The organism is Sphingomonas sp. ABOLH (assembly GCF_003951715.1).
In the GTDB taxonomy this organism is placed as follows: domain Bacteria; phylum Pseudomonadota; class Alphaproteobacteria; order Sphingomonadales; family Sphingomonadaceae; genus Sphingomonas; species Sphingomonas hankookensis_A.
Map to the genome: position 1 here is coordinate 121,281 of NZ_QQWV01000006.1, position 20,414 is coordinate 141,694.

Below are 20,414 nucleotides of genomic sequence, written 5' to 3' on the forward strand. Positions count from 1 at the left end.
CCTGTTCCTTACTTGGCCAGCGCTTCCTCGGCGAAGGCCCGCACCGCCGGACCGATGTCCGCGCGCGCCAGCGCCAGCGCGATGTTCGCCTGCACCCAACCGGCCTTGTCGCCGCAGTCGTACCGCTTGCCGTCGAAGGTGAAGCCGTGGAACGGCTGGTTGCCGATCAGCTTGGCCATCGCATCGGTCAGCTGGATTTCACCGCCCGCACCCGGCTCCTGCGAATCGAGAATCTGCATGACTTCGGGCTGCAGGATGTAACGACCCGGAATCATCAGGTTCGACGGCGCCTTGCCCTTGGGCTTTTCGACCAGCGCGGTGACTTCGGTCAGCCGGCCGTCGGTCGCGCCCGGCGAGATAATGCCGTACTTGTCGGTTTCGCTGTCCGGCACTTCCAGCGCGCCGATCACGTTGCCGCCGACCTGATTATAGGCGTCGACCATCTGCTTCAGGAACCCGCCGACCATCAGTTCGTCGGGCAGCAGCACCGCGAACGGCTCGTCGCCGACGATCTCGCGCGCGCACCACACCGCATGGCCGAGACCCAGCGGCTCCTGCTGGCGGACATAGACCGGGCTGCCCGGCTTCTGCCGGATGCCTTCGATCAGCGCCATCGACTTGCCGCGCGCCTTCATCGTCGCTTCCAGTTCGTAGGAAACGTCGAAATGATCCTCCAGCGCGCCCTTGCCGCGGCCGGTGACGAAGATGATCTGTTCGATCCCGGCTTCCAGCGCCTCTTCGACGGCATACTGGATCAGGGGCTTGTCGACGACGGTCAACATTTCCTTCGGCATCGACTTGGTCGCGGGAAGAAACCGCGTGCCCAAGCCGGCGACGGGGAAGACTGCCTTGCGTACCTTCTTGATCGTCATCGTTTCCATCCCTGAAAATTGCTGCGCCGCAATAGAACGATGTCAGCCGATTGGCAAACCCGGCGCTTTATTGATCGTGCCACCCCTTTCGCCTAGAGGCCTTGGCGCATCATGGTCTTTTCCAAGCTCTTTCGCCGATCCGCAGCCCCCGCTCCCCGCGTACCCGATGACGGCGTCGTCTATGCGATCGGCGATATCCACGGCCGGCTCGACTGTCTCGAGCAATTGCTGGCGCAGATCGATGCCGATCCCGAACGGGGCGATCGCCGCGTTACTCTGGTCTTTCTCGGCGACCTGATCGACCGCGGTCCCGATTCGCGCGGCGTCGTCGACCGGGTGATGGCGCTGTGCGCGGCCAGCCCCGACGTCCACTGCCTGTGCGGCAACCATGAGGAACTGCTCCTCGAAGCCGCCGACGGCGCACGGCAAGCGCTGGGCATCTTCAACCGTGCCGGCGGGCGCGAGACGCTGCTCAGCTACGGCGTCGACGACGAAACCTATGAGCGCGAGGACCTGAAGGGTGTTCAGCGCCTGATCCGCGACCATGTGCCGCCGGTCCATCTCGATTTTTTGCGGTCGCTGCCCGACAGCATCGTGATCGGCGATTATGTGATGGTCCACGCCGGCATCCGCCCCGGCGTCGCGCTGGCCGATCAGAAGTCGTCGGACCTGCGCTGGATCCGCGCGCCGTTCCTTGACCATCGCGGGCACCATGAACGGTTCGTGGTCCATGGCCACACCGTCACCGACCAGCCCGACCTTCGCGACAACCGGATCGGAATCGATACCGGCGCCTATCGCACCGGCCGACTGACCGCCCTCGCCCTGTCGGGTGAAACGCGGCGATTCCTGACGACCCATTGTCCCGAAGGAACCGGCGCAAGCGTCGACTGATTCGGCGCGGCGGCGACCGGGTTCCAATTCGTTTCAGCGTTGCCGGCCCCGGCCAGCTTCGTCCGGGGCCGGACCCGCTGACCTGTAGCCGCCGCCACGGCAAAGGCAGGCGCTCGGCGCTTCGTGCTTCCATCAGCAAGGGCGTCGACCGCTTGCCGAGACGGCGCCCCGCTTCGGAGCCACCTGCTCGACACGCCCGTCGCCACCGGAGCCGACATCTGCCGGTCCGACCAACCATCACCATAACGAAAAAGGGCGCCCCGTGAGGGACGCCCTTTCAACAGATCGCGGCGCGGTTACCCGCGCGGACAATCAGTTGCTGTCCGAATCGCTGTCCGAGTCGGCGACGACGACGATGCCGGCGACGACGGCAGCAGCGGCCAGGATCGCAACAATCACGCCGCCGCCGGCCAGCTTCTCACCCTTGGCAGCCGGAGCCGACGCACGAGCAACCGACAGCTTCGAAGCGTTGGCAGCGTTGGCGATCGTCGGAGCAACGGTCATCGACACGGCCGAGGCCGCGATCAGCATCTTCTTGGCAAAACCCATTTCTACACTCCCTTGCAAAACTTTACGTCGGATCGCCCTTTGCACAGCAGCACGCCACCTGCAAGTCCTATCGTTCCGTTCGCGATCAGCCGTTGGGCCATCAAGACCAGAATGGTCGCGCGAACGACTGGCCGGGAACAGGTTAAGATCGCGTTAGTTCCTGCGCCAAAAACAATAGTGGCAACATATTGTTACGATTCGGCTGCGCTCGAACCTATTGCAGCGGCTGATCGCGCGTCGACAGCACTGGCGGCCGATAGGGAATGGGTGCGCCCTTTGGCAGCGCGGCAAGTTCCGCCGCAATCAATTGGGCGCGTTTGGACGCGGATGAATGGGTTCTGCTGTGAAAGATCCCGCCATCGATTCGCGCGCCCGGCCCCCGCCAGAACCGGACCGCCTCCTGCGGGTCCCACCCGGCGTTCCGCAACAGATGCACGCCCAGTCGGTCGGCATCGTCCTCGGTCGCACGGTGCAGTCGCCCGTTACGGCCCAGTTCACGCAGCAACCCTCGGCTGACCCGCGCGGCATCCAGCCGCGCATGATGGCGCAGGATGTTGTGCGACAGTTCATGCGCGACGACCACCGCGAGTTGCGGATCAGCCAGCTTGTCCAGAAACGCACTCGATATCTGTACCAGCCGCCCGTCGGCAACCGCATCCATGGTGGTGCCGACGCGTAGTTCGAACAGCGTGCGGCATCCCAGTGACGGCGCGATGGCGACGCTGCGGTCGCTTCCTGCCCGTCGCACGACCATCGTCAGTGGCCGGTCGACCGGCTGGGCGTCGATCAGCGCGACCATGGCGTCGCGGGTGCGGACATGACCGGCACCATCGGCGACCGGAACCGGCTGTCCGTTGACGCTGACGATCGTATCGTCGGCGTGCAGTCCGGCCCGGGCGGCCGGGCTGTCGGGCACCACCCCCTCCACCGCCACGCCGGTCGCAAAGCCGAACGCCGTACGCGCGGCCGGTTGCTCCGATTCGGCATATTGGTCGATGGCATGGACCACGATGCCCGGCACCGGCGCCACATCGCTGCAGAGCGCGGCGTTCGCCGTCGCCAGGCGATACCCGATCGCACCCAGCCGCAAATCGGCGGCACGCAGTGCCTCCAACGTGGCCGTATCGGCGGGAGCAGCCGCGGGCGCCGCACCGATCGTCAGCAGCGTTGCCAGCAGCGCCGTCGATCGAAGCACATGGGAAGTCTGGCCGGGAACGCGGCGGAACGGGATGCGGAAAGCCATGGCGTGCGAATAGCACGAAATGCGGCAGGCGCGATGGGTGCCCTGCGGCGCGCATCCGGTTCTGGACACCGACATGATCGCGACGATCGACCGTCCAACTCTCGGAGGATCATGTCGGCAATGTACTGATGCGGAGTATGCGACCAGCGCCCGAGACCGTATCATTCGGCCTTCTGCGCGAAACCGTCGCTCCAGCGAGGGCTGGAGCCTCTCGCGGCTCCTGCCATGGGCAAGAACCAGGCGGAATTTCGATCGCCCTTACACGAACGTTTGGTACAAGGCGGATCGGCCCCTGAGCCTTAGCACCTGTTCCAGAGCGCCCGTCCGCCAATCAGACTACGCCACATCGACGGCAGCGCGCGATAACCGGCACCGGCCACGCGTAAACCAGCCATTCGCGCCCCGCCCCCGCAGCACCCCAAACGAAAACGGCGCCGGTACTACCGGCGCCGTCTGCGATTCGTTCGGAGGCTGGTTCAGCGGCCGGCCGGCGGCGAGACTGCGCCCGGCGGGGGCGTAGCGCCGCCCTGCTGTTGCTGCATCATCTGCTGCATCTGAATCTGCTGCAGCACCGTTTCCGGAATGAAGTCGAGCATCTCGACATCGAACACCAGCACCTGCTTCGACAGCTTCTCGACTTCCGGCGACATCGGCGGCGCGCCTTCGGGACGCGGCGCGGCATAGCCGAGTTCGGGCTTCAGCCAGAAACGGTACTTCGACCCCTTCGGCATCAGCTTGATCGCTTCACCGAAACCCGGGACAACACCCTTTGGCGACATCGGCGTCGGCTGGCGGCTCTGGTCGAAGATGGTGCCGTCGGTGAACTTGCCGACATAGTTGACCAGCGCGACGTCGGCGTCGGTCGGCGTCGGGCCGCTACCCTTGGTCAGCACTTCATATTGCAGGCCGCTGGCGGTCGTCACGACGCCGGAGCGCGATGCGTTGCTGGCGAGGAACGAATCGGTGCCGCTGCGCGTGCCGGCCCAGGCGAATCCGGCCGCGAGCAGCAGGGCCAAGACGATCCCCACCCATATCCAGACGATATGACGCTGCTTGACGGGACGGAGCGGAACGGCAGTGACCGACATCGAAACCTCTTCCGGCGCAGCCTGTGCGCCGCATCGCATGGATCAAACAAGGCCGCCGGTCGGATGACCCGCGACCCGATTCGATACTTACCGTGCGCTGTCGCGTTCCATCCGCTTGCGCTCCAGCTTGCGGGCGCGACGAACGGCGGCGGCACGCTCGCGAGCGCGCTTTTCCGAGGGCTTTTCGTAGTGACGGCGCAGCTTCATCTCGCGATACACGCCTTCGCGCTGCAGCTTCTTCTTCAGCGCACGAAGGGCCTGATCGACATTGTTGTCACGGACGATGATCTGCATGGGGTCGGTAAACTCCGGGTCTTTATCGCAATAGAATAGGGTTCGCCGAAGCATGGCTGCGGCGTGACGAATCCCCCTAACAGGACTGTCCCGCGCGGGCAAGCCAAACCGGCAGGGTTCAGAAGATCAGGTCGCCCCCTGCGCGACCGGCGACGATTCGGCCGATCGCATCGAACAAGGCGTCCATCGCCACGGGCTTGAACAGCACCTCGTCGGCCCCGGCCGCGATGCACCGCTGGGTCAGGTCGATCGCGGTATCGGCGGTAACGACCACGATCGGCAGCGTCCGCTTGGCGTCGTCCCGCGCGCGCACCCGCCGGATCACCTCGAAGCCGTCCATGCCGGGCATGCGCAGGTCGAGCAGGACGAGGTCATAGTCCCCCTCCTCGATCCGCTGCAACCCGGCCTCTGCGCTGTCCGCCTCGACCATGGCCGCCCCGGCCACGTCGAGCATGTCGCGGACGACACGACGATTCATCGCATCATCCTCAACAAAAAGGATTTTCATGCGACGCACGCCGATCGGACAGGGCAGACATTGACGCTGTTCATATTGCAATCCGCTATCGCGCTATGCGGCGTTCGGTACAAGGGGGACCGCAGGCGCCCGGCCTTTCCCCACGACAAATAAGGCGTCGATTAGTTGCGTAGCCGAAACAGGTTTTTGCAGCAATGTGACATTCTTGCATGGAGGAGCGATATCATCTTGCTCCCGCGCCAGCAGCACGATGCGCAAGTTACGCTGATGCGCTTCCGCGACTACCATCGATAGTATGCCATCGGCATCGGTGCTCCCCGCCGACAGCGAGGCCATATCGACCAGCACCGTGTTGGTCGATCCCAGCGCCAGCACGTCCAGCAAGCCCGCGGCGTCGTCGAGGAACGCCATGTCGTCGACATGATCGGCGAACAGGGTGCGCATCATCCCCCGGGTGATCGGATTGCGTTCGAGGATCGCAAGCGTTGCCGCCCGCGCCGCCCGGTCCACCGGACCGGTCCCGACAACCTCCGGCGCGACCGTGACCAGCGGCAGATCGACGGTAAAGGTCGCCCCCTGCCCCGGCGCGCTGCTGACGATGATATCGCCGCCCATCGCCCGCGCGAGATTGCGGCAGATCGTCAGGCCGAGACCGGTGCCGCCATAGCGACGCGTGGTGCTGGTGTCGGCCTGCTGGAAGGATTCGAACACCTCCTCCAGACGGTCGGGTGCGATGCCGATCCCGGTGTCCGCCACGGCGATCGACAGCCGGTCGCCCGTCGCCGCCACCCGTAGCGCGATCTCGCCCGACGGCGTGAATTTCAGCGCATTCGACAACAGGTTGAACAGGATCTGCCGCAACCGGACCGGGTCTCCCTCCACCCAGCGGGGCACGTCGCCCAGTTCGACAACGAAGCCCAGTCCGCGATCCTCCGCCTGTCGCCGCCACAGCCGTGCCAGATCCTCGACCGTCGCGATCAGGTCGGTCGGCACACGTTCGACCGACAAATTCCCCGACTGCATCTTCGCGACGTCCAGAATGTCGTCGACCAGCGATCGCATCGTGACCCCTGCGTCGTGAATGATGTCCAGCCGGTCGCGGGTTGCCGGGGCCAGCGATTCGTCGCGCAGCATCACCTGCGCCATGCCGAGAATACCGTTCAGGGGTGTGCGAATCTCGTGGCTGGTCGTGGCGAGGAAATCGCCCTTGGCCTTCAGCGCCTTTTCGAGCGCGGCATTGGTCGCGGCAAGATCGACGTTGGCGCGCCGGATCGCATCGCGGCTGCGACGCAACGTCACCACGCCGAAGCTCAGCAGCGCAAGGAGCACTGCGACGGCCGCGGCGATGCTGCCGAACAGGATACGCTCGAACCGCGCATTGGCCCGTTCGAACGCGACGTTGCGGCGCAATTCCTCCTGCTGCAACCGCGCGATGCGCAGTTCCTGGTTCTGGAAATCGAACCGCGCCGACATCAGCGCGGTCTTGGTCGAGGTGGTGAGCTGCGTCGCCTGCTCGTTCAGCCGGTCGAGCGCCTCGAGATGGGCGAGCGCCTTCGCGGTTTCCCCGGCGGCGGCATAAACCCCGTAAGCATTGCGATGATTGTCCCGCGCCGTCAGTGGCGTGGTCGTCAGGTCGACATCCTCGAACGCCGTATCCACCAGCCTTACCGCAGTCCGGAAGTCGCCGCGATCAGCGGCTATCCGCCCGGCCAGCGTCTGCAACTGATTAAGCGCGGTTATCGCATCGGCGGCCCGCGCGATCGCCATCCCCCGAACGGCCGCCTGCCATGCAGCATTCGGCGCACCCTCGCCACGATAGGCGCGCGCGATGTTACCGTAGATACGTGCTTCGAAGGCAGGATTGCTGATCCGGCCTACCAGTTCCAATGCGAGGCGGAAGTCGGTCAAAGCGCGACGATACTGCCCCATTTCGGTGAGTACGTTACCGCGATTGTTCAGCAACGATACCGACAGGACGGGATCAGCAGCATAGGCATCGATCGCTTGCCCATAATATTTGAGAGCGGCGCTGAAATCCGATCCCTGTCGATACAAGGCACCTATGCTCAGCAGCGCCAGCGACTGACCTCTGGCGTCTCCTGTTTCCTGATAGATGCGATACGACATCTGATAGTCGTTCAGCGCAGAACTGACATTCCCTTCGTCGGAAGCGACGTCCCCTCGCGTGCGAAGAATATCACCTTCCAGCGGAAGCCGGGGTCGCCGTCGTTGCACGAGCGACAGCGCAGAGCGAATTTCGCGACGCGCGTCGGCACGTCGACCGAGCCGGGCATACGCCTCCGCCTGGAGCCAGATACTGGCAGCAACCAAGGGTGAGTCCGCACCATCACGCTCGCCTGCCGCCTTTTCCAGCGACTCGCCTTCTTGCAATCCCCGCTCGGGTTGGGCGACCAGCCCCGAACGTGCTGCCTCGAACCTTGCTTCGAGGATGGGCTGGTTGGCCTGCGCCATGGCCGGCATTGGCGCCAGTGAGGCGGCAGCGAAGAACAGGACGGGAGCGGCACGTCGCGCGGTCATGGTTCATCATGCGACGGACGAGGTTAACCGCGAGTAAGTTTGCCCAGTCGGCTGATCGCGGCATCTGTCGTGCACATTGCAGGGTAGGATCATCCGGTCCGTCGCGGCTTCCTGCTTAGCCGACCTTCCACTGCCCCACGTCACGGTGAAACGAGAATCGCGGTCCCGCCATCGCCGCGACATGCCGTTCTTCGGACAGGAAGGTCAGGAACGCGGCAAATTCGATCGGGCGGCTGATCAGGAACCCCTGCACCATGTCGCACCCCATGACCCCCAGCAGCGCCAGCGCGGCGGGCGTCTCCACGCCTTCCGCCGTCACTTCCATGTCCAGCGCATGGGCCAGATCGATGGTCGAGCGGACGATCAGCGGATCGCGGTTGCTGCTGGTCAGCTGGGTCACGAACAGCTTGTCGATCTTCAGTTCGCGGGCGGGCAGCCGCTTGAGATAGGCGAGCGACGACAATCCCGCACCATAATCGTCGATCGCGAGCGGCACGCCGATGCGCGCGAAGATGCCGAGATTGGCGATGGCGCTTTCCGGATCGCGGATCACCGCCGTTTCGGTAATCTCGAACCCGATCTTCGCACCGCCCCCGCTGACCAGCGCGCAGGCATCGCGGACGAAGCCCGCATCGGACAGCAGCACGCCCGAGATATTGATGAAGATCGGAATGTCGTGTCCCTGAGCAGCGAGCACGCGCTGGTCGGCGATCGCCCGCTCGATGATCCACAGCGTCAGCGGACCGATCGCGTTCGAACGCTCGGCCGCTTCGATGAACATGCCCGGCAGGATCAGTCCGCGCACCGGATGGCGCCAGCGCACCAATGCCTCGGCGCTGACCACCTGTTGCTGCCGCACCCGCACCTTGGGCTGATATTGCAGGAAAATCTGCCCGCTGGCGATCGCCTCGGGCAGTTCGCGCATCAGCTGGATGGGGTCGTCGCCGGCCGATGGATTGGCAAGGTCGCGCACGACGTCGCTGCGAATCTCGCGCGCATCAGCCAGCGCCTGTTCGGCGGATTCGATCAGGCGGAGCTCGTCGGCATCATGGGTCGGCGCGCCACCACCACCGATTCGCAACGACAAGCGATGGGATTCGCCGTCCAGGTCGAACGGCGCGACCATGGTGGCTCGCACCTGCTCAACGGTCGCGACGCCTTCGGCGGACGAGTCGCAGTCGAACGACAGTTCCAGCATCGCCGGTCCTGCCGGAATGGCGCGGATCATCGGCAGCGCCGTTTCCAGCCGTGCGATGACGTCGTCCATCACCAGCCGCGCGCGAGCCACTCCGACGCTGCGACGCAGGGCGACGAAATCTTCGAGTTCGGCCAGCAACAGGAATCGGTAGGGGGGAACCGCATGCCCAACCGACGCTCCGCCAGCGGATCGTGATGGATCCCGGGCCCCGACCCGCGGGAATTGGTCCGATTCGGCGCGACGCATGACCCGCCTTCGCTACCTACCCAACTGCAAAACTTCGGTTAACGGCGATGATCCGCACTCTGCGTGCGGTCGTTGCGATTCCGATTTGGCGTAGGGTTAATTTTACGTTAATACGTCCGGGCGCTTCGGCGTAACTGGGAGAATGAAGATGCAGGCATTTTTTGCTCTGTTCCGTGACAATTACGGCGACGATCTGCGTCCGATCTGAACGGAACCGGCGCCTGGGACGGTCCGGTACGCCGGGCAGTTCCCAGGCGCTTTTTGACTGCACATGATCGTGGTACGATGGATAGGGCCGTGATCGTATTGGTCCCAGCTCCACGCGATAGCTGAACTGCCGCACGCCGCAGGAATCGTTGCTTTGGTGGGCCGGACCGGATCGCTACCTGCGATCCCGACATGACCGAGCCTTCCCCCGACCGCCTTACCCATCTCCAGCGCCTGGAAGCGGAGAGCATCCATATCCTGCGCGAAGTCGTGGCCGAGGCCGAACGCCCGGTCATGCTCTACTCGGTCGGCAAGGATTCGGCGGTGATGCTGCACCTTGCCAAGAAGGCTTTCTACCCCGCTCCCCCGCCCTTCCCGCTGCTCCATGTCGATACGACGTGGAAATTCCGCGCGATGTACGACCTACGCGACAAGGCGGCGCGCGATGCCGGCATGGAGCTGCTCGTCCACCAGAATCCGGAAGCGAAGGCGCGCGGGATCAACCCGTTCGACCATGGCAGCCTGCACACCGATCTGTGGAAGACCGAGGGGCTGAAGCAGGCGCTCGACCATTATGGCTTCGATGCCGCGTTCGGCGGCGCGCGCCGCGACGAGGAGAAGAGCCGCGCCAAGGAGCGCGTCTTCTCGTTCCGCTCAGCCAATCACCGCTGGAACCCGAAGGCGCAGCGGCCGGAACTATGGCACCTCTATAATGCGCGCAAGGCGAAGGGCGAATCGATCCGCGTCTTCCCGCTGTCGAACTGGACCGAGCTGGATATCTGGCAGTACATCCTGTCGCAGGGGATCGAGATCGTGCCGCTCTATTTCGCGGCGCCGCGTCCAACCGTCGAGCGCGACGGCATGTTGCTGATGGTCGATGACGACCGCTTCCGGCTACTGCCCGGCGAAGTCCCGGTCGATCGCTCGATCCGTTTCCGCACGCTCGGCTGCTATCCGCTGACCGGCGCGGTCGAGAGCGAGGCAGCGACCCTGTCGGAGGTCATTCAGGAGATGCTGCTGACCACCACCTCCGAAAGGCAGGGTCGCGCGATCGACCGCGATGCGGGATCGGCCAGCATGGAAAAAAAGAAGCAGGAGGGGTATTTTTGATGGCAACCGCCCCCGCCTACACGCCCGATGCGCTGATCGCGGCCGATATCGACGCCTATCTCGCGCAGCATCAGAACAAGTCGCTGCTGCGCTTCATCACCTGCGGGTCGGTCGACGACGGCAAGTCGACGCTGATCGGCCGGCTGCTCTACGATTCGAAGATGATCTTCGAGGATCAGCTGGCCGCATTGGAGAGCGACTCCAAGCGGGTCGGCACCCAAGGCGGCGAGATCGACTTCGCGCTGCTGGTCGACGGTCTCGCCGCCGAGCGCGAACAGGGCATCACCATCGACGTCGCCTATCGTTTCTTCGCGACGGAGAAGCGCAAGTTCATCGTCGCCGACACCCCCGGCCACGAACAATATACCCGCAACATGGTGACCGGCGCATCGACCGCCGACCTCGCCGTGATCCTGATCGACGCACGCAAGGGCGTGCTGACTCAGACACGGCGGCACAGCTATCTCGCGCACCTGATCGGCATCCGTCACATCGTGCTGGCGGTGAACAAGATGGATCTGGTCGGCTATGATCAGGCGATCTTCGATAGCATCGTCGCCGATTATGCCGCTTTCGCCGAATCGATCGGCATCGCCGGCTTTACCGCAATTCCGCTGTCGGGGTTCAAGGGCGACAATATCGCCGCCGCTTCGGCCAACACGCCATGGTACAGCGGACCGGCGCTGATCGAACATCTCGAATCGGTCGAACTGGACAGCGAGGCGGCGGCCGCGCGGCCGTTCCGCCTGCCGGTGCAATGGGTCAACCGCCCGGATCTCGACTTTCGCGGGTTCGCCGGACTGATCGCCAGCGGCACGGTGCGCCCCGGCGATGCGGTGCGGGTGCTGCCATCGGGCAAGACGTCGCATGTCGCGCGCATCGTCACGATGGACGGCGATCTGGAACAGGCGGTCGCAGGGCAGTCTGTTACGATCACTCTTGCGGACGAGATCGACTGTTCGCGCGGCGACGTGATCGCTGCTGCCGACGCCCCGCCCCAGGTCGCCGACCAGTTCCGCACGACCATCGTATGGATGGATGGCGAACCGCTGCTGCCTGGTCGTGCCTATTGGTTGAAGACTGGTTCAGGCTTGGTCTCCGCTACGGTGCAGACTCCGCGCCACGCGGTCGACGTCAACACGCTGGCCGAACTGTCGGTCAAGACGCTGCAGCTGAACGACATCGGCGTGGCCGACGTGTTCACCGACCGCGGCATCGCCTTCGAACCCTATGCCGACAATCGCGACCTTGGCGGGTTCATCCTGATCGACAAGATCACCAACGCCACCGTCGCTGCCGGCATGATCGATTATTGCCTGCGCCGCAGCCAGAACGTCCATTGGCAGTCGATCGACATCACCCGCGAGGCCCATGCCGCGCAGAAGAACCAGTCCCCCCGCGTGCTATGGTTCACCGGCCTGTCCGGGTCGGGCAAGTCGACGATTGCGAATTTGGTGGAGAAGAAACTTCACGCGTTGGGCAAACATAGCTTCCTGCTGGATGGCGACAATGTCCGCCATGGCCTTAACCGCGATCTGGGGTTCACCGATGCCGATCGGGTGGAGAATGTCCGTCGCGTAGGCGAGGTTGCCAAGCTGATGGCCGATGCGGGCTTGATCGTGCTGACCGCGTTCATCTCCCCCTTCCGGGCCGAGCGCGACCTGGCGCGGTCGATGCTTCCGGAGGGCGAGTTCGTCGAGGTGTTCGTAGATACGCCCCTGGCCGTCGCGGAAGCACGCGACGTGAAAGGGCTGTACGCCAAGGCACGTAGCGGGGCGTTGGCCAACTTCACCGGCATCGACAGCCCATACGAACCGCCGCTTTCACCCGAAATCCATGTCGATACGACGCGTGAAACGCCGGAAGCCGCCGCCGAGCGCATCGTCGAGCATGTGCTGGGTATCTGGGCGCCGGTGCTGTGACCGACGACGCGCTGCTGGCGACCGCCATCGCCGCCGAGGCGGGCAAATTGCTCCTCGCGATCCGGGAGGAAGGGCGCGAGACCGGCAAGGCGCTGGGCGACCGGGCCGACAGGGAAGCGAACGCGCTGATCCTCGAGCGGCTGCGTGCGGCGCGACCGCAGGCGTTCGTGCTGTCCGAGGAGTCGGCCGACGACAAGGCCCGCTGCGCGGCGTCGCAGACATGGATCGTCGATCCACTGGACGGCACGCGCGAATATGCCGAGGGGCGCGACGACTGGGCGGTGCACGTAGCACTTGCCGTAGGCGGGCGCGCGGCGGCGGGTGCGGTGGCGCTGCCCGCACTCGGCGTTACCCTGTCGAGCAACCCCGCGCCGATCGTGCCCCCCGCCCCGGCACGCGCGCGCATGGTCGTCAGCCGCACCCGCCCCGCGCCGCAGGCACTGGCGGTGGCGGAGGCGATCGATGCCGAGCTGATCCCGATGGGGTCGGCCGGCGCGAAGGCGATGGCCGTGGTTCGCGGTGAGGCTGACATCTACCTCCACGCCGGCGGGCAATATGAATGGGACAGCTGTGCGCCGGTCGCCGTCGCGCTTGCCGCCGGGCTGCATGCGTCGCGGATCGATGGGACGCCGCTTTATTATAATTGTCATGATACCTGGCTGCCCGATCTGCTGATCTGCCGGCATGCCGATGCGGCGCGGATTTTGTCCCTGATCGCCGTGTAATCGTCCCAACGACAAGAAGAAGAAGCGGGACCCCGGATCAAGTCCGGGGTGACGGAGCGGATGCCCCTTACCCCGCGGGCAGGGTCAGGATCGCGCGGGCGCCCAGACCCGGCCCCTCGCTTTCGAGGCGCAGCGCGCCGCCCATCGCCGCCATCCAGTTCGCGCACCAATGCAGTCCCAGCCCGCCCGACTTGGCCTTGCGGGTGGAATAGCCGGCCTGGAACAGCATCGGCGCATCGAGCGGATCGAAGCCCTCGCCATCATCGGCGATCGTCACCGTCACAACGGGTGCGTCGACGATGGTGACGATCACCTGCCCGTCGCCGCCGCCCCGGGCGGCGATCGCTTCGGTCGCGTTGCGGAACAGGTTGCCGATCACCTGGCTGAGGATCACCCGGTCGGCGCGCACCCAGCAGGGCGATGCGGGAAAGGTCACCGCGATCGAGCGGTCGTCGCCATAGCGGGCGATCGCGCCGTTGCGCGCGATCAGGTCGGTGACGTCGCAGCGGTCGAGCGCCACGCCCTCCGCCGCCATGTCCTGCGGCCCTCCGATGATGTCGAGTACGTTGGCGAGCGCCGCGCGGCCCGTTTCGAACTGGGCCAGCCGCTCCATCCGCGCCCGCGCCGCCGCATCGATCGCGGTCATGACATAGGCGGCGAGCTTTTCGCGCCGGTCGGGCGGCACATCCCCGCGCGCCAGTTCGGACACGACCCGCTCGATCACGTCGCGCTCGGCGACCGGCGGCTGGGCCAGCCCGTGCGACAGGATCGCGCTGATCGGCGACAGCGCGTTGCGGGCGTTATGGACCAGTGCCGCGCGGCTTTCCGAGCGCCCCAGCCGAAAGGAGCGCAATTCGCGCTGCCCCGCCTGATCCTGCATCTGCCGCCGCACCACCGCCAGCCGCCGCGACAGCGAGTGGATCTCGGCCGGAGCCGGCGCAGGATCGGGTATGGCGGCTTCCCCGGGTTCGACCATCGCCGCCATGTCCTGATCGATCTGGCGCAGCGGATCGGTGACCCAGCGGGCAATGCCGCGCCATAGCGTGACCAGCAGCAGCAGGAGCAGGAACAGGCCCGCCGCCACGCTTCCCCACGCCACCGCCGGTCCCGCGACAACCCCCAGCACCCCGCCCGCCAGCGCGATCCCGGCGACCCCGACCAGCGCCATGCGTCCGAGCAGCGCCGCGCCGAGCGGACGGGCGCGCCGCGCGGTCATGCGCGGCCGGGTTCGGCCGATATCCGCGCCTGCCCCGGCCACGCGCCGCTGCGCGCCATATCGGTCGCCGCCGCGCCATCGACCGGGCGGGAGAGGAAATAGCCCTGGAGATGCGAACATCCCGCAAGGCGCAGCGCCTGCACCTGCTGTTCGGTCTCCACCCCTTCGGCCACGACCTCCAGCCGGAGCGCGCGGGCGAGGTGGATGATCGAATGGACGATCGCCGCGCTTTCGCGTTCGCGCCCCATGCCGTCGATGAAGCTGCGATCGATCTTCAGGCAATCGAGCGCGAATTTGCGGATATTGTAGAGCGAGGAATAGCCGGTGCCGAAATCGTCGAGCGCGATGCGGAACCCCATCTGCCGCAGCCGATAGAGTGTGTCGGCGGCACGTTCGGCATCGTCGAAGATCGCGGTTTCCGTAATTTCGATCTGTAGCCGGTCGGGGGCGATGCCGGCGCGCTGCACCTTTTCGACCAGATGCCCGACGAAATTCTGCCGTCGGAACTGACGCGGGGAAAAATTGACCGAGACATATTGGGTCGGCCAGTCGGCGAGCATCGCCAGCGCGCTATCCAGCACCCAGTCGCCAAGGTCGTGGATCAGGTTCGATTCCTCGGCGATCGGCACGAAGGTCGCCGGACCGATCGCGCCATGATCGGGGCTGTTCCAGCGCAGCAGCCCTTCGAACCCGACGATGTCCAGCGTCCCCTGCGCAACGATCGGTTGATAGAGCAGCGCCAGTTCCTGCTTCGCGATCGCCTGGGTCAGCCCCTCCTCGACCCGCCGACGGAATCGGATCGATTCGTCCATGCTGTCGTCGAACAGCCGCACCACGCCCCGGCCCGAACGCTTGGCCTCGTTCAGCGCCAGATCGGCACGGCGCATCACGTCGACCGGATCGCGCCCGGTATCGCCGGCGACCATGACCACGCCGATCGACGCCGCACCATGGATCGGATGGCCGAACACCTGCAGATCGGCCGAACAGGCGCGCACCAGCCGTTCGCAGCGCATCACCGCCGCATCGGCGGTATCGACATGCAGCAGCACGCCGAATTCGTCCCCGCCCAGCCGCGCGACGAAGCCATGGTCGCCGGTCCGGTCGATCAGGATGGCGCAGATGGTGCGGATCAGCTCATCACCGACCAGATGGCCGAGCGTGTCGTTGATCAGCTTGAACCGGTCGAGATCGATCATCGCCATCGCGAACGCGCCCGGTCGCCGCGCCTGTTCGGACAGGTTGCACAGGAAGGCCAGCCGATTGGGCGCACCGGTCAGCGGATCGCGATTGGCGAGGCGGATCGCCTTGCTCTCGTTAGCGGCCAGCTCGCGCGCCTGATCCTCCAGCTCCTCGATCTTGGCCGCCAGCGCGGCGCGGGTCCGGGCAAGCTCGCGATCCGCCAGCCAGCGATGCGACAGCGCGGTCGCGGTCTGGACGACTTCCTCGGCGGTGAACGGCTTGGCGATGTAGAACAGCCGGTCGGGCGGTCCGGCGACGTGTGCGATGTGTGCCGGGGAAAAGTCGGAATAGCCGGTCACGATCACGATCTGCACATCGGGGTCGATCGCACGGATGCGGCGTGCGGTCTCGCGCCCGTCGATGCCCGGCGGCATCCGCACGTCGATGAAGGCGACGGCAAAGCGCCGGTCGTCCCGCACCGCGCGTTCGACGGCCGCGACCGCTTCAGTCCCCTGATGGACATGATCGAAGGTCATGGCGAGCGGCGGCGTGTCGCCGGGTGTCACATCGTCGAACAGTTCGGCCGCCAGATCGGCCAGCTGCGCGGCATCGTCCGCCGGAGCGAACGACATGCGATAGGAATCATGCACCGCCGGATCGTCGTCGACGATCAGGACGCGCGCTACGGGGTCATTCGGTTCCATGACGTCTGCAAACTTACCCGACTGGCGACCGGAGTCGCAGGAATTGCCGGATCAGCGCGCGACGGGCCGTTTCGATCCCGTTTTGGTCGGTTACCGGCGTGTTAGCCACGATGGGCCGGGCGGGCTGTCGGTCCGAGGCATCTGCGAACGGTCTTGCCCGACACCGTCCTGTCCGGAAGGTCGGCCAGGGCAGCCCCACCGCCACGGACGAGTCTGGTCAGCAGGGCGGGCCGGTGCCAGAAGGCGGACATGGGCGCACATCATCACGGTCATGGCCACCACGATCACGGGCACGGCCATGCGCACGGGCACGGCGCGGGCGGGCATCATCACCTGCCGACCGATTTCGGCCGGGCCCTCGCCATCGGGACGATCCTCAACATCGGCTTCGTCATTGTCGAAGGGGCCGCCGGCTTCTGGTTCGATTCGGTCGCGCTGCTCGCCGATGCCGGGCACAACCTGTCCGACGTGCTGGGGTTGCTGATCGCCTGGGGCGGCATGGAACTGGCCAAGCGGCCGGCGACGCCGCGCTTCACCTACGGGCTGGGCGCGTCGACCATCCTCGCCGCACTCGCCAATGCGCTGGTGCTGCTGATGGCGGTCGGCGCGATCCTGCTGGAAACGATCCAGCGCCTCGGCAGCCCGCGCGCGATCGATGGCTGGCCGGTGGTGTGGGTGGCGCTGGCCGGAATCGTCGTCAATGTCGCGACCGCGCTGCTGTTCGCGCGCGGACGGCATGGCGACGTCAACATCCGCGGTGCCTATCTCCACATGGCCGCCGATGCGGCGGTGTCGGCCGGGGTGGTGATCGCCGGGCTGGCGATGCTGTGGACCGGGGCGACGTGGATCGACCCGCTGGTTAGCCTGATCGTCGTCGCGATCATCCTGATCGGGACCTGGGGGTTGCTCAGCGAATCGGTGCTGCTGGCGCTACAGGCGGTGCCGCGCGGGATCGACGCGGCGGCGGTGGAGGCGGTGCTGGCGGCGCAGCCGGGCGTGGTGCGGGTGCACGACCTGCATATCTGGCCGATGAGTACGACCCAGACCGCGCTGACCGCGCATCTGGTGGTGCCCGGCGGGCATCCGGGCGATGCGTTCCTTGCCGCGCTGGGCGAGCGGCTGGAGCACGACTTCGGCATCGGTCATGCGACGGTGCAGATCGAGACGGGGGATGATTGCGCGATGGTGCACGCACATTGAGGGTTTGGTTAAGTCGCGTTCCCTATCGTCATCCCCGCGCAGGCGGGGATCCATACACGCTATCGTCGCGGATAGATTCGAACCGATAGCGTCTATGGATTCCCGCCTTCGCGGGAATGACGAAGATTGCCCGTTGCAGCCCTTACCGCGCCACCGACACGCGGTACACCATGCGGTGATGGTACGGCTTGCCCGGCTCCACCCGTGCCGAACCGAAGGCCGGCTGGTTGGGGGTGTCGGGGAATTTCTGCGGCTCCAGCGCGATGCCGTCGCCCATGCGGTACACATGGCCCTTCTTGCCGATCAGCGTGCCGTCGAGGAAATTGCCCGAGTAGAATTGCACGCCCGGTTCGGTGGTCAGCACTTCCAGCACGCGGCCCGACGCCGGGTCCTCCAGCCGTGCGGCCAGCTTCGGCTCCTTCGTGATCCCGGCGTCGAGCACGAAATTATGGTCGTATCCGCGCCCGGCGACGATCTGCGCATCGCGGCCGTCGCGCACGTCCTGTCCGACGATGCGGCCACGGGTGAAGTCGAACACCGTGCCGGCGACCGCGCGACGCTCGCCGGTCGGGATCAGCGCGTCGTTTACGGGCGTGTAGCGGCTGGCCGGGATGGTCAGCTTGTGGTTCATCGTGCCGACCGTGCTGCCCTCGCCGCCCATGTCGAACAGCGCGTGGTTGGTCAGGTTGACGATGGTCGGTGCGTCGCTCTTGGCATCGAAATCGATGGTCAGTGCGCCCTTGTCGTCCAGCGCATAGGTGACAGTGACGTCGAGCGCACCGGGATAAACCTGGTCGCCGTTCGGGCTGTTCAGCGCCATGGTGACCGACGCGGTCGGGCCGTCCTTGACCGACACGATCCGCCACACGCGCTTGTCGAAGCCGACCGTGCCGCCGTGGAGCGAATTGGCCTTGTCGTTCTGGGTCAGCTGATACGCCTTGCCGTCCAGCGTGAACTTGCCGCCGGCGATGCGGTTGGCATAGCGGCCGATGGTCTGGCCCCAGTAATTGGGCGCGGTGACGTAGCTGGCGACGTCGTCATAGCCGAGCGTGACGTCGGCGACCTTGCCGTTCCGGTCGGGGGCGTTGAACGCCTGCAGCGTGGCGCCGAGCGTCATGATCCGCGCGCTGACGCCGTTGCTGCCGGTCAGGGTAACCATCTCGACCGCGGTGCCGTCGGGCAGCTTGCCAAAGCTCGACCGCTTGGCCGTGGCGGCGCCCGCCGCCTGTGCCCCGATCAACATTGCCATGGCCGTCGACCCGACCAGAAGCGCCTTCTTCATCGTCACCCTCCCAATGCACCGGCGGGCTATCGCGCCACGTCCGGTCCGTTGGGAAGGATATAGTCCGACAATAAGCGTTAGTTCAAGCGGCGAGGATCAGCCGTCGCCCAGCCGTTCGATATCGGCACCGACCGCCTGCAGCTTTTCCTCCAGCCGTTCATAGCCGCGGTCGAGGTGGTAGACGCGGCTGACCGACGTCTCGCCCACCGCCGCCAGGCCGGCGATGATGAGGCTCATCGACGCGCGCAGGTCGGTCGCCATGACCGGCGCACCGACGAGGCCGGCGACGCCGCGCACCACCGCCGAGCGGCCGGTGACGGTGATGTCCGCCCCCATCCGCGCGAGTTCAGGCACGTGCATGTAGCGGTTCTCGAAGATCGTCTCGGTCAGCACGCTCGCCCCGTCGGCGCGGGTCAGCAGCGCCATGAACTGCGCCTGCATGTCGGTGGCGAAACCCGGATAGGGCGCGGTCGACAGGTTGATCGGGCGGATATCCCCGCTCGCCTCGACGAACAGCGAGGTCGCTTCCTCACGCACCGCGACGCCGGCCTCGACCAGCGCGTCGATGGTCGCACGCATGTCGGACGGCACGACATTGGCCAGCTCGACCGCGCCGCCGGTGATCGCGGCGGCACAGGCATAGCTGCCCGCCTCGATCCGGTCGGGCATGACCGCGTAGGTCGCGCCGTGCAGCCGGTCGCGGCCCTCGATGGTCAGCGTGTCGCTGCCGATGCCGTCGATTGCCGCGCCCATCGCGACGAGGCAGCGGCACAGGTCGACGATTTCCGGCTCGCGCGCGGCATTTTCGAAGACGCTGGTGCCCTTGGCCAGTACCGCCGCCATCACCGCATTCTCGGTCGCGCCGACCGAGACGACCGGGAAGCGATAGCGCCCGCCGGGCAGACGGCCGCCGGGGGCCGTGGCCTTCACATAGCCGGCCGCCAGTTCGATCTCGGCGCCCAGCGCCTCCAGCGCCTTGAGGTGAAGGTCGATCGGACGGTTGCCGATCGCGCAGCCGCCGGGCAGCGACACCGTCGCCTCGCCTGCGCGCGCGACCAGGGGACCCAGCACGAGGATCGACGCACGCATCTTGCGCACAATATCATAGGGGGCGACGGTCGAGGTCAGCCGCTGGCCGCGCATGGTCATGACGCGGCCGAATTCGGATGGGTGCGACCCCTCGATCGTGGTCGACACGCCGAACTGGTTGAGCAGATGGCCGAAGCTGTCGACGTCAGCGAGGCGCGGCAGGTTGCGCAGCGTCAGCGGCTCCTCGGTCAGCAGCGCGCACGGCAGCAGCGTGAGGGCCGCGTTCTTGGCCCCGGAAATGACGATGCGGCCGGACAGGCGATTGCCGCCGCGAATGACGATACGATCCATGGGGCAGCTTCTAGTGTGTGGCGTCACACACGCAAGGGGGCGTTCCGATCCTCCCCGCTTTGCGGGGGGGGGGCGGACCGTTGGCG

General features: G+C 66.1%; 17 protein-coding genes. 5 read left to right on the forward strand and 12 right to left on the reverse strand.

From position 1 onward, the window contains the following. Window positions 1-8 precede the first annotated feature (8 nt). Entirely contained in the window at window positions 9-872 is an 864-nt protein-coding gene (gene galU / locus CA237_RS04880; protein WP_066688599.1) for a UTP--glucose-1-phosphate uridylyltransferase GalU, read from the reverse strand. A gap of 111 nt (window positions 873-983) precedes the next feature. Here galU and CA237_RS04885 point away from each other — a divergent pair, with 111 nt between their 5' ends. Further along, entirely contained in the window at window positions 984-1,766 is a 783-nt protein-coding gene (locus CA237_RS04885) for a metallophosphoesterase family protein (protein WP_066688400.1), read from the forward strand. A 312-nt stretch (window positions 1,767-2,078) separates the two neighbouring features. On the opposite strand, the gene CA237_RS04890 is transcribed toward CA237_RS04885, so the two are convergent. The 7 genes from CA237_RS04890 to CA237_RS04920 all read right to left on the reverse strand — a co-directional run bounded on the left by CA237_RS04890 (window position 2,079) and on the right by CA237_RS04920 (window position 9,292). After that, window positions 2,079-2,315, reverse strand: a complete 237-nt coding sequence (locus CA237_RS04890; RefSeq protein ID WP_198158490.1) for a hypothetical protein — start codon at window positions 2,313-2,315, stop codon at window positions 2,079-2,081. Window positions 2,316-2,529: 214 nt separating this feature from the next. Further along, window positions 2,530-3,558, reverse strand: a complete 1,029-nt coding sequence (locus CA237_RS04895) for a M48 family metallopeptidase (protein WP_084401288.1) — start codon at window positions 3,556-3,558, stop codon at window positions 2,530-2,532. Between the two features lie 476 nt (window positions 3,559-4,034). Continuing rightward, entirely contained in the window at window positions 4,035-4,646 is a 612-nt protein-coding gene (locus CA237_RS04900) for an FKBP-type peptidyl-prolyl cis-trans isomerase (protein WP_066688397.1), read from the reverse strand. An 87-nt stretch (window positions 4,647-4,733) separates the two neighbouring features. After that, complete coding sequence (gene rpsU, locus CA237_RS04905) at window positions 4,734-4,940, reverse strand: 30S ribosomal protein S21 (RefSeq protein WP_010545388.1); 207 nt, start codon at window positions 4,938-4,940, stop codon at window positions 4,734-4,736. Window positions 4,941-5,058: 118 nt separating this feature from the next. After that, on the reverse strand, window positions 5,059-5,448 hold the full coding sequence (locus CA237_RS04910; RefSeq protein ID WP_066688395.1) for a response regulator: 390 nt from the start codon (window positions 5,446-5,448) through the stop codon (window positions 5,059-5,061). Between the two features lie 63 nt (window positions 5,449-5,511). Continuing rightward, window positions 5,512-7,956 carry an ATP-binding protein gene (locus tag CA237_RS04915; RefSeq protein ID WP_126013153.1) on the reverse strand — a complete coding sequence of 815 codons (2,445 nt, stop codon included), beginning with the start codon at window positions 7,954-7,956 and terminating at the stop codon, window positions 5,512-5,514. A gap of 115 nt (window positions 7,957-8,071) precedes the next feature. Continuing rightward, on the reverse strand, window positions 8,072-9,292 hold the full coding sequence (locus CA237_RS04920; protein ID WP_232307858.1) for an EAL domain-containing protein: 1,221 nt from the start codon (window positions 9,290-9,292) through the stop codon (window positions 8,072-8,074). A 507-nt stretch (window positions 9,293-9,799) separates the two neighbouring features. On the opposite strand from CA237_RS04920, the gene cysD reads away from it, so the two are divergent. Genes cysD through CA237_RS04935 form a run of 3 tightly spaced genes read left to right on the forward strand, consistent with a single transcriptional unit; the run spans window position 9,800 to window position 13,364 of the window. Beyond that, window positions 9,800-10,717, forward strand: a complete 918-nt coding sequence (gene cysD / locus CA237_RS04925) for a sulfate adenylyltransferase subunit CysD (RefSeq protein WP_066688390.1) — start codon at window positions 9,800-9,802, stop codon at window positions 10,715-10,717. Then, window positions 10,717-12,639 carry a sulfate adenylyltransferase subunit CysN gene (cysN, locus tag CA237_RS04930; protein ID WP_066688389.1) on the forward strand — a complete coding sequence of 641 codons (1,923 nt, stop codon included), beginning with the start codon at window positions 10,717-10,719 and terminating at the stop codon, window positions 12,637-12,639. The genes cysD and cysN overlap by 1 nt, the downstream gene beginning before the upstream one ends. Then, complete coding sequence (locus CA237_RS04935) at window positions 12,636-13,364, forward strand: 3'(2'),5'-bisphosphate nucleotidase CysQ (protein WP_241215435.1); 729 nt, start codon at window positions 12,636-12,638, stop codon at window positions 13,362-13,364. Before cysN ends, CA237_RS04935 begins: the two co-directional genes overlap by 4 nt. A gap of 67 nt (window positions 13,365-13,431) precedes the next feature. On the opposite strand, the gene CA237_RS04940 is transcribed toward CA237_RS04935, so the two are convergent. Both CA237_RS04940 and CA237_RS04945 read right to left on the reverse strand, forming a co-directional pair. Continuing rightward, entirely contained in the window at window positions 13,432-14,580 is a 1,149-nt protein-coding gene (locus tag CA237_RS04940; RefSeq protein WP_126013159.1) for a HAMP domain-containing sensor histidine kinase, read from the reverse strand. After that, complete coding sequence (locus CA237_RS04945; RefSeq protein WP_126013162.1) at window positions 14,577-16,466, reverse strand: GGDEF and EAL domain-containing protein; 1,890 nt, start codon at window positions 16,464-16,466, stop codon at window positions 14,577-14,579. Before CA237_RS04945 ends, CA237_RS04940 begins: the two co-directional genes overlap by 4 nt. A gap of 249 nt (window positions 16,467-16,715) precedes the next feature. On the opposite strand from CA237_RS04945, the gene CA237_RS04950 reads away from it, so the two are divergent. Next, window positions 16,716-17,666 (forward strand): cation diffusion facilitator family transporter, encoded by a 951-nt coding sequence (locus CA237_RS04950; RefSeq protein ID WP_126013165.1) that lies wholly within the window; start codon window positions 16,716-16,718, stop codon window positions 17,664-17,666. Between the two features lie 142 nt (window positions 17,667-17,808). Here CA237_RS04950 and CA237_RS04955 read toward each other — a convergent pair whose 3' ends face one another. Continuing rightward, window positions 17,809-18,948: an aldose epimerase family protein gene (locus CA237_RS04955; protein WP_126013168.1), complete on the reverse strand. Its 1,140-nt coding sequence runs from the start codon at window positions 18,946-18,948 to the stop codon at window positions 17,809-17,811. Between the two features lie 96 nt (window positions 18,949-19,044). Then, window positions 19,045-20,328 carry a UDP-N-acetylglucosamine 1-carboxyvinyltransferase gene (gene murA / locus CA237_RS04960; protein ID WP_066688380.1) on the reverse strand — a complete coding sequence of 428 codons (1,284 nt, stop codon included), beginning with the start codon at window positions 20,326-20,328 and terminating at the stop codon, window positions 19,045-19,047. Window positions 20,329-20,414 lie beyond the last annotated feature (86 nt).

What these genes read in the sequence shown, in the direction of transcription:
- CA237_RS04940 (WP_126013159.1), bottom strand. Translation starts at nt 14,580, where the DNA reads ATGACCGCGCGGCGCGCCCGTCCGCTCGGCGCGGCGCTGCTCGGACGC.
- rpsU (WP_010545388.1), bottom strand. Translation starts at nt 4,940, where the DNA reads ATGCAGATCATCGTCCGTGACAACAATGTCGATCAGGCCCTTCGTGCG.
- CA237_RS04910 (WP_066688395.1), bottom strand. Translation starts at nt 5,448, where the DNA reads ATGAAAATCCTTTTTGTTGAGGATGATGCGATGAATCGTCGTGTCGTC.
- CA237_RS04885 (WP_066688400.1), top strand. Translation starts at nt 984, where the DNA reads ATGGTCTTTTCCAAGCTCTTTCGCCGATCCGCAGCCCCCGCTCCCCGC.
- galU (WP_066688599.1), bottom strand. Translation starts at nt 872, where the DNA reads ATGACGATCAAGAAGGTACGCAAGGCAGTCTTCCCCGTCGCCGGCTTG.
- CA237_RS04890 (WP_198158490.1), bottom strand. Translation starts at nt 2,315, where the DNA reads ATGGGTTTTGCCAAGAAGATGCTGATCGCGGCCTCGGCCGTGTCGATG.
- cysD (WP_066688390.1), top strand. Translation starts at nt 9,800, where the DNA reads ATGACCGAGCCTTCCCCCGACCGCCTTACCCATCTCCAGCGCCTGGAA.
- murA (WP_066688380.1), bottom strand. Translation starts at nt 20,328, where the DNA reads ATGGATCGTATCGTCATTCGCGGCGGCAATCGCCTGTCCGGCCGCATC.
- cysN (WP_066688389.1), top strand. Translation starts at nt 10,717, where the DNA reads ATGGCAACCGCCCCCGCCTACACGCCCGATGCGCTGATCGCGGCCGAT.
- CA237_RS04895 (WP_084401288.1), bottom strand. Translation starts at nt 3,558, where the DNA reads ATGGCTTTCCGCATCCCGTTCCGCCGCGTTCCCGGCCAGACTTCCCAT.
- CA237_RS04945 (WP_126013162.1), bottom strand. Translation starts at nt 16,466, where the DNA reads ATGGAACCGAATGACCCCGTAGCGCGCGTCCTGATCGTCGACGACGAT.
- CA237_RS04955 (WP_126013168.1), bottom strand. Translation starts at nt 18,948, where the DNA reads ATGAAGAAGGCGCTTCTGGTCGGGTCGACGGCCATGGCAATGTTGATC.
- CA237_RS04900 (WP_066688397.1), bottom strand. Translation starts at nt 4,646, where the DNA reads ATGTCGGTCACTGCCGTTCCGCTCCGTCCCGTCAAGCAGCGTCATATC.
- CA237_RS04915 (WP_126013153.1), bottom strand. Translation starts at nt 7,956, where the DNA reads ATGACCGCGCGACGTGCCGCTCCCGTCCTGTTCTTCGCTGCCGCCTCA.
- CA237_RS04950 (WP_126013165.1), top strand. Translation starts at nt 16,716, where the DNA reads ATGGGCGCACATCATCACGGTCATGGCCACCACGATCACGGGCACGGC.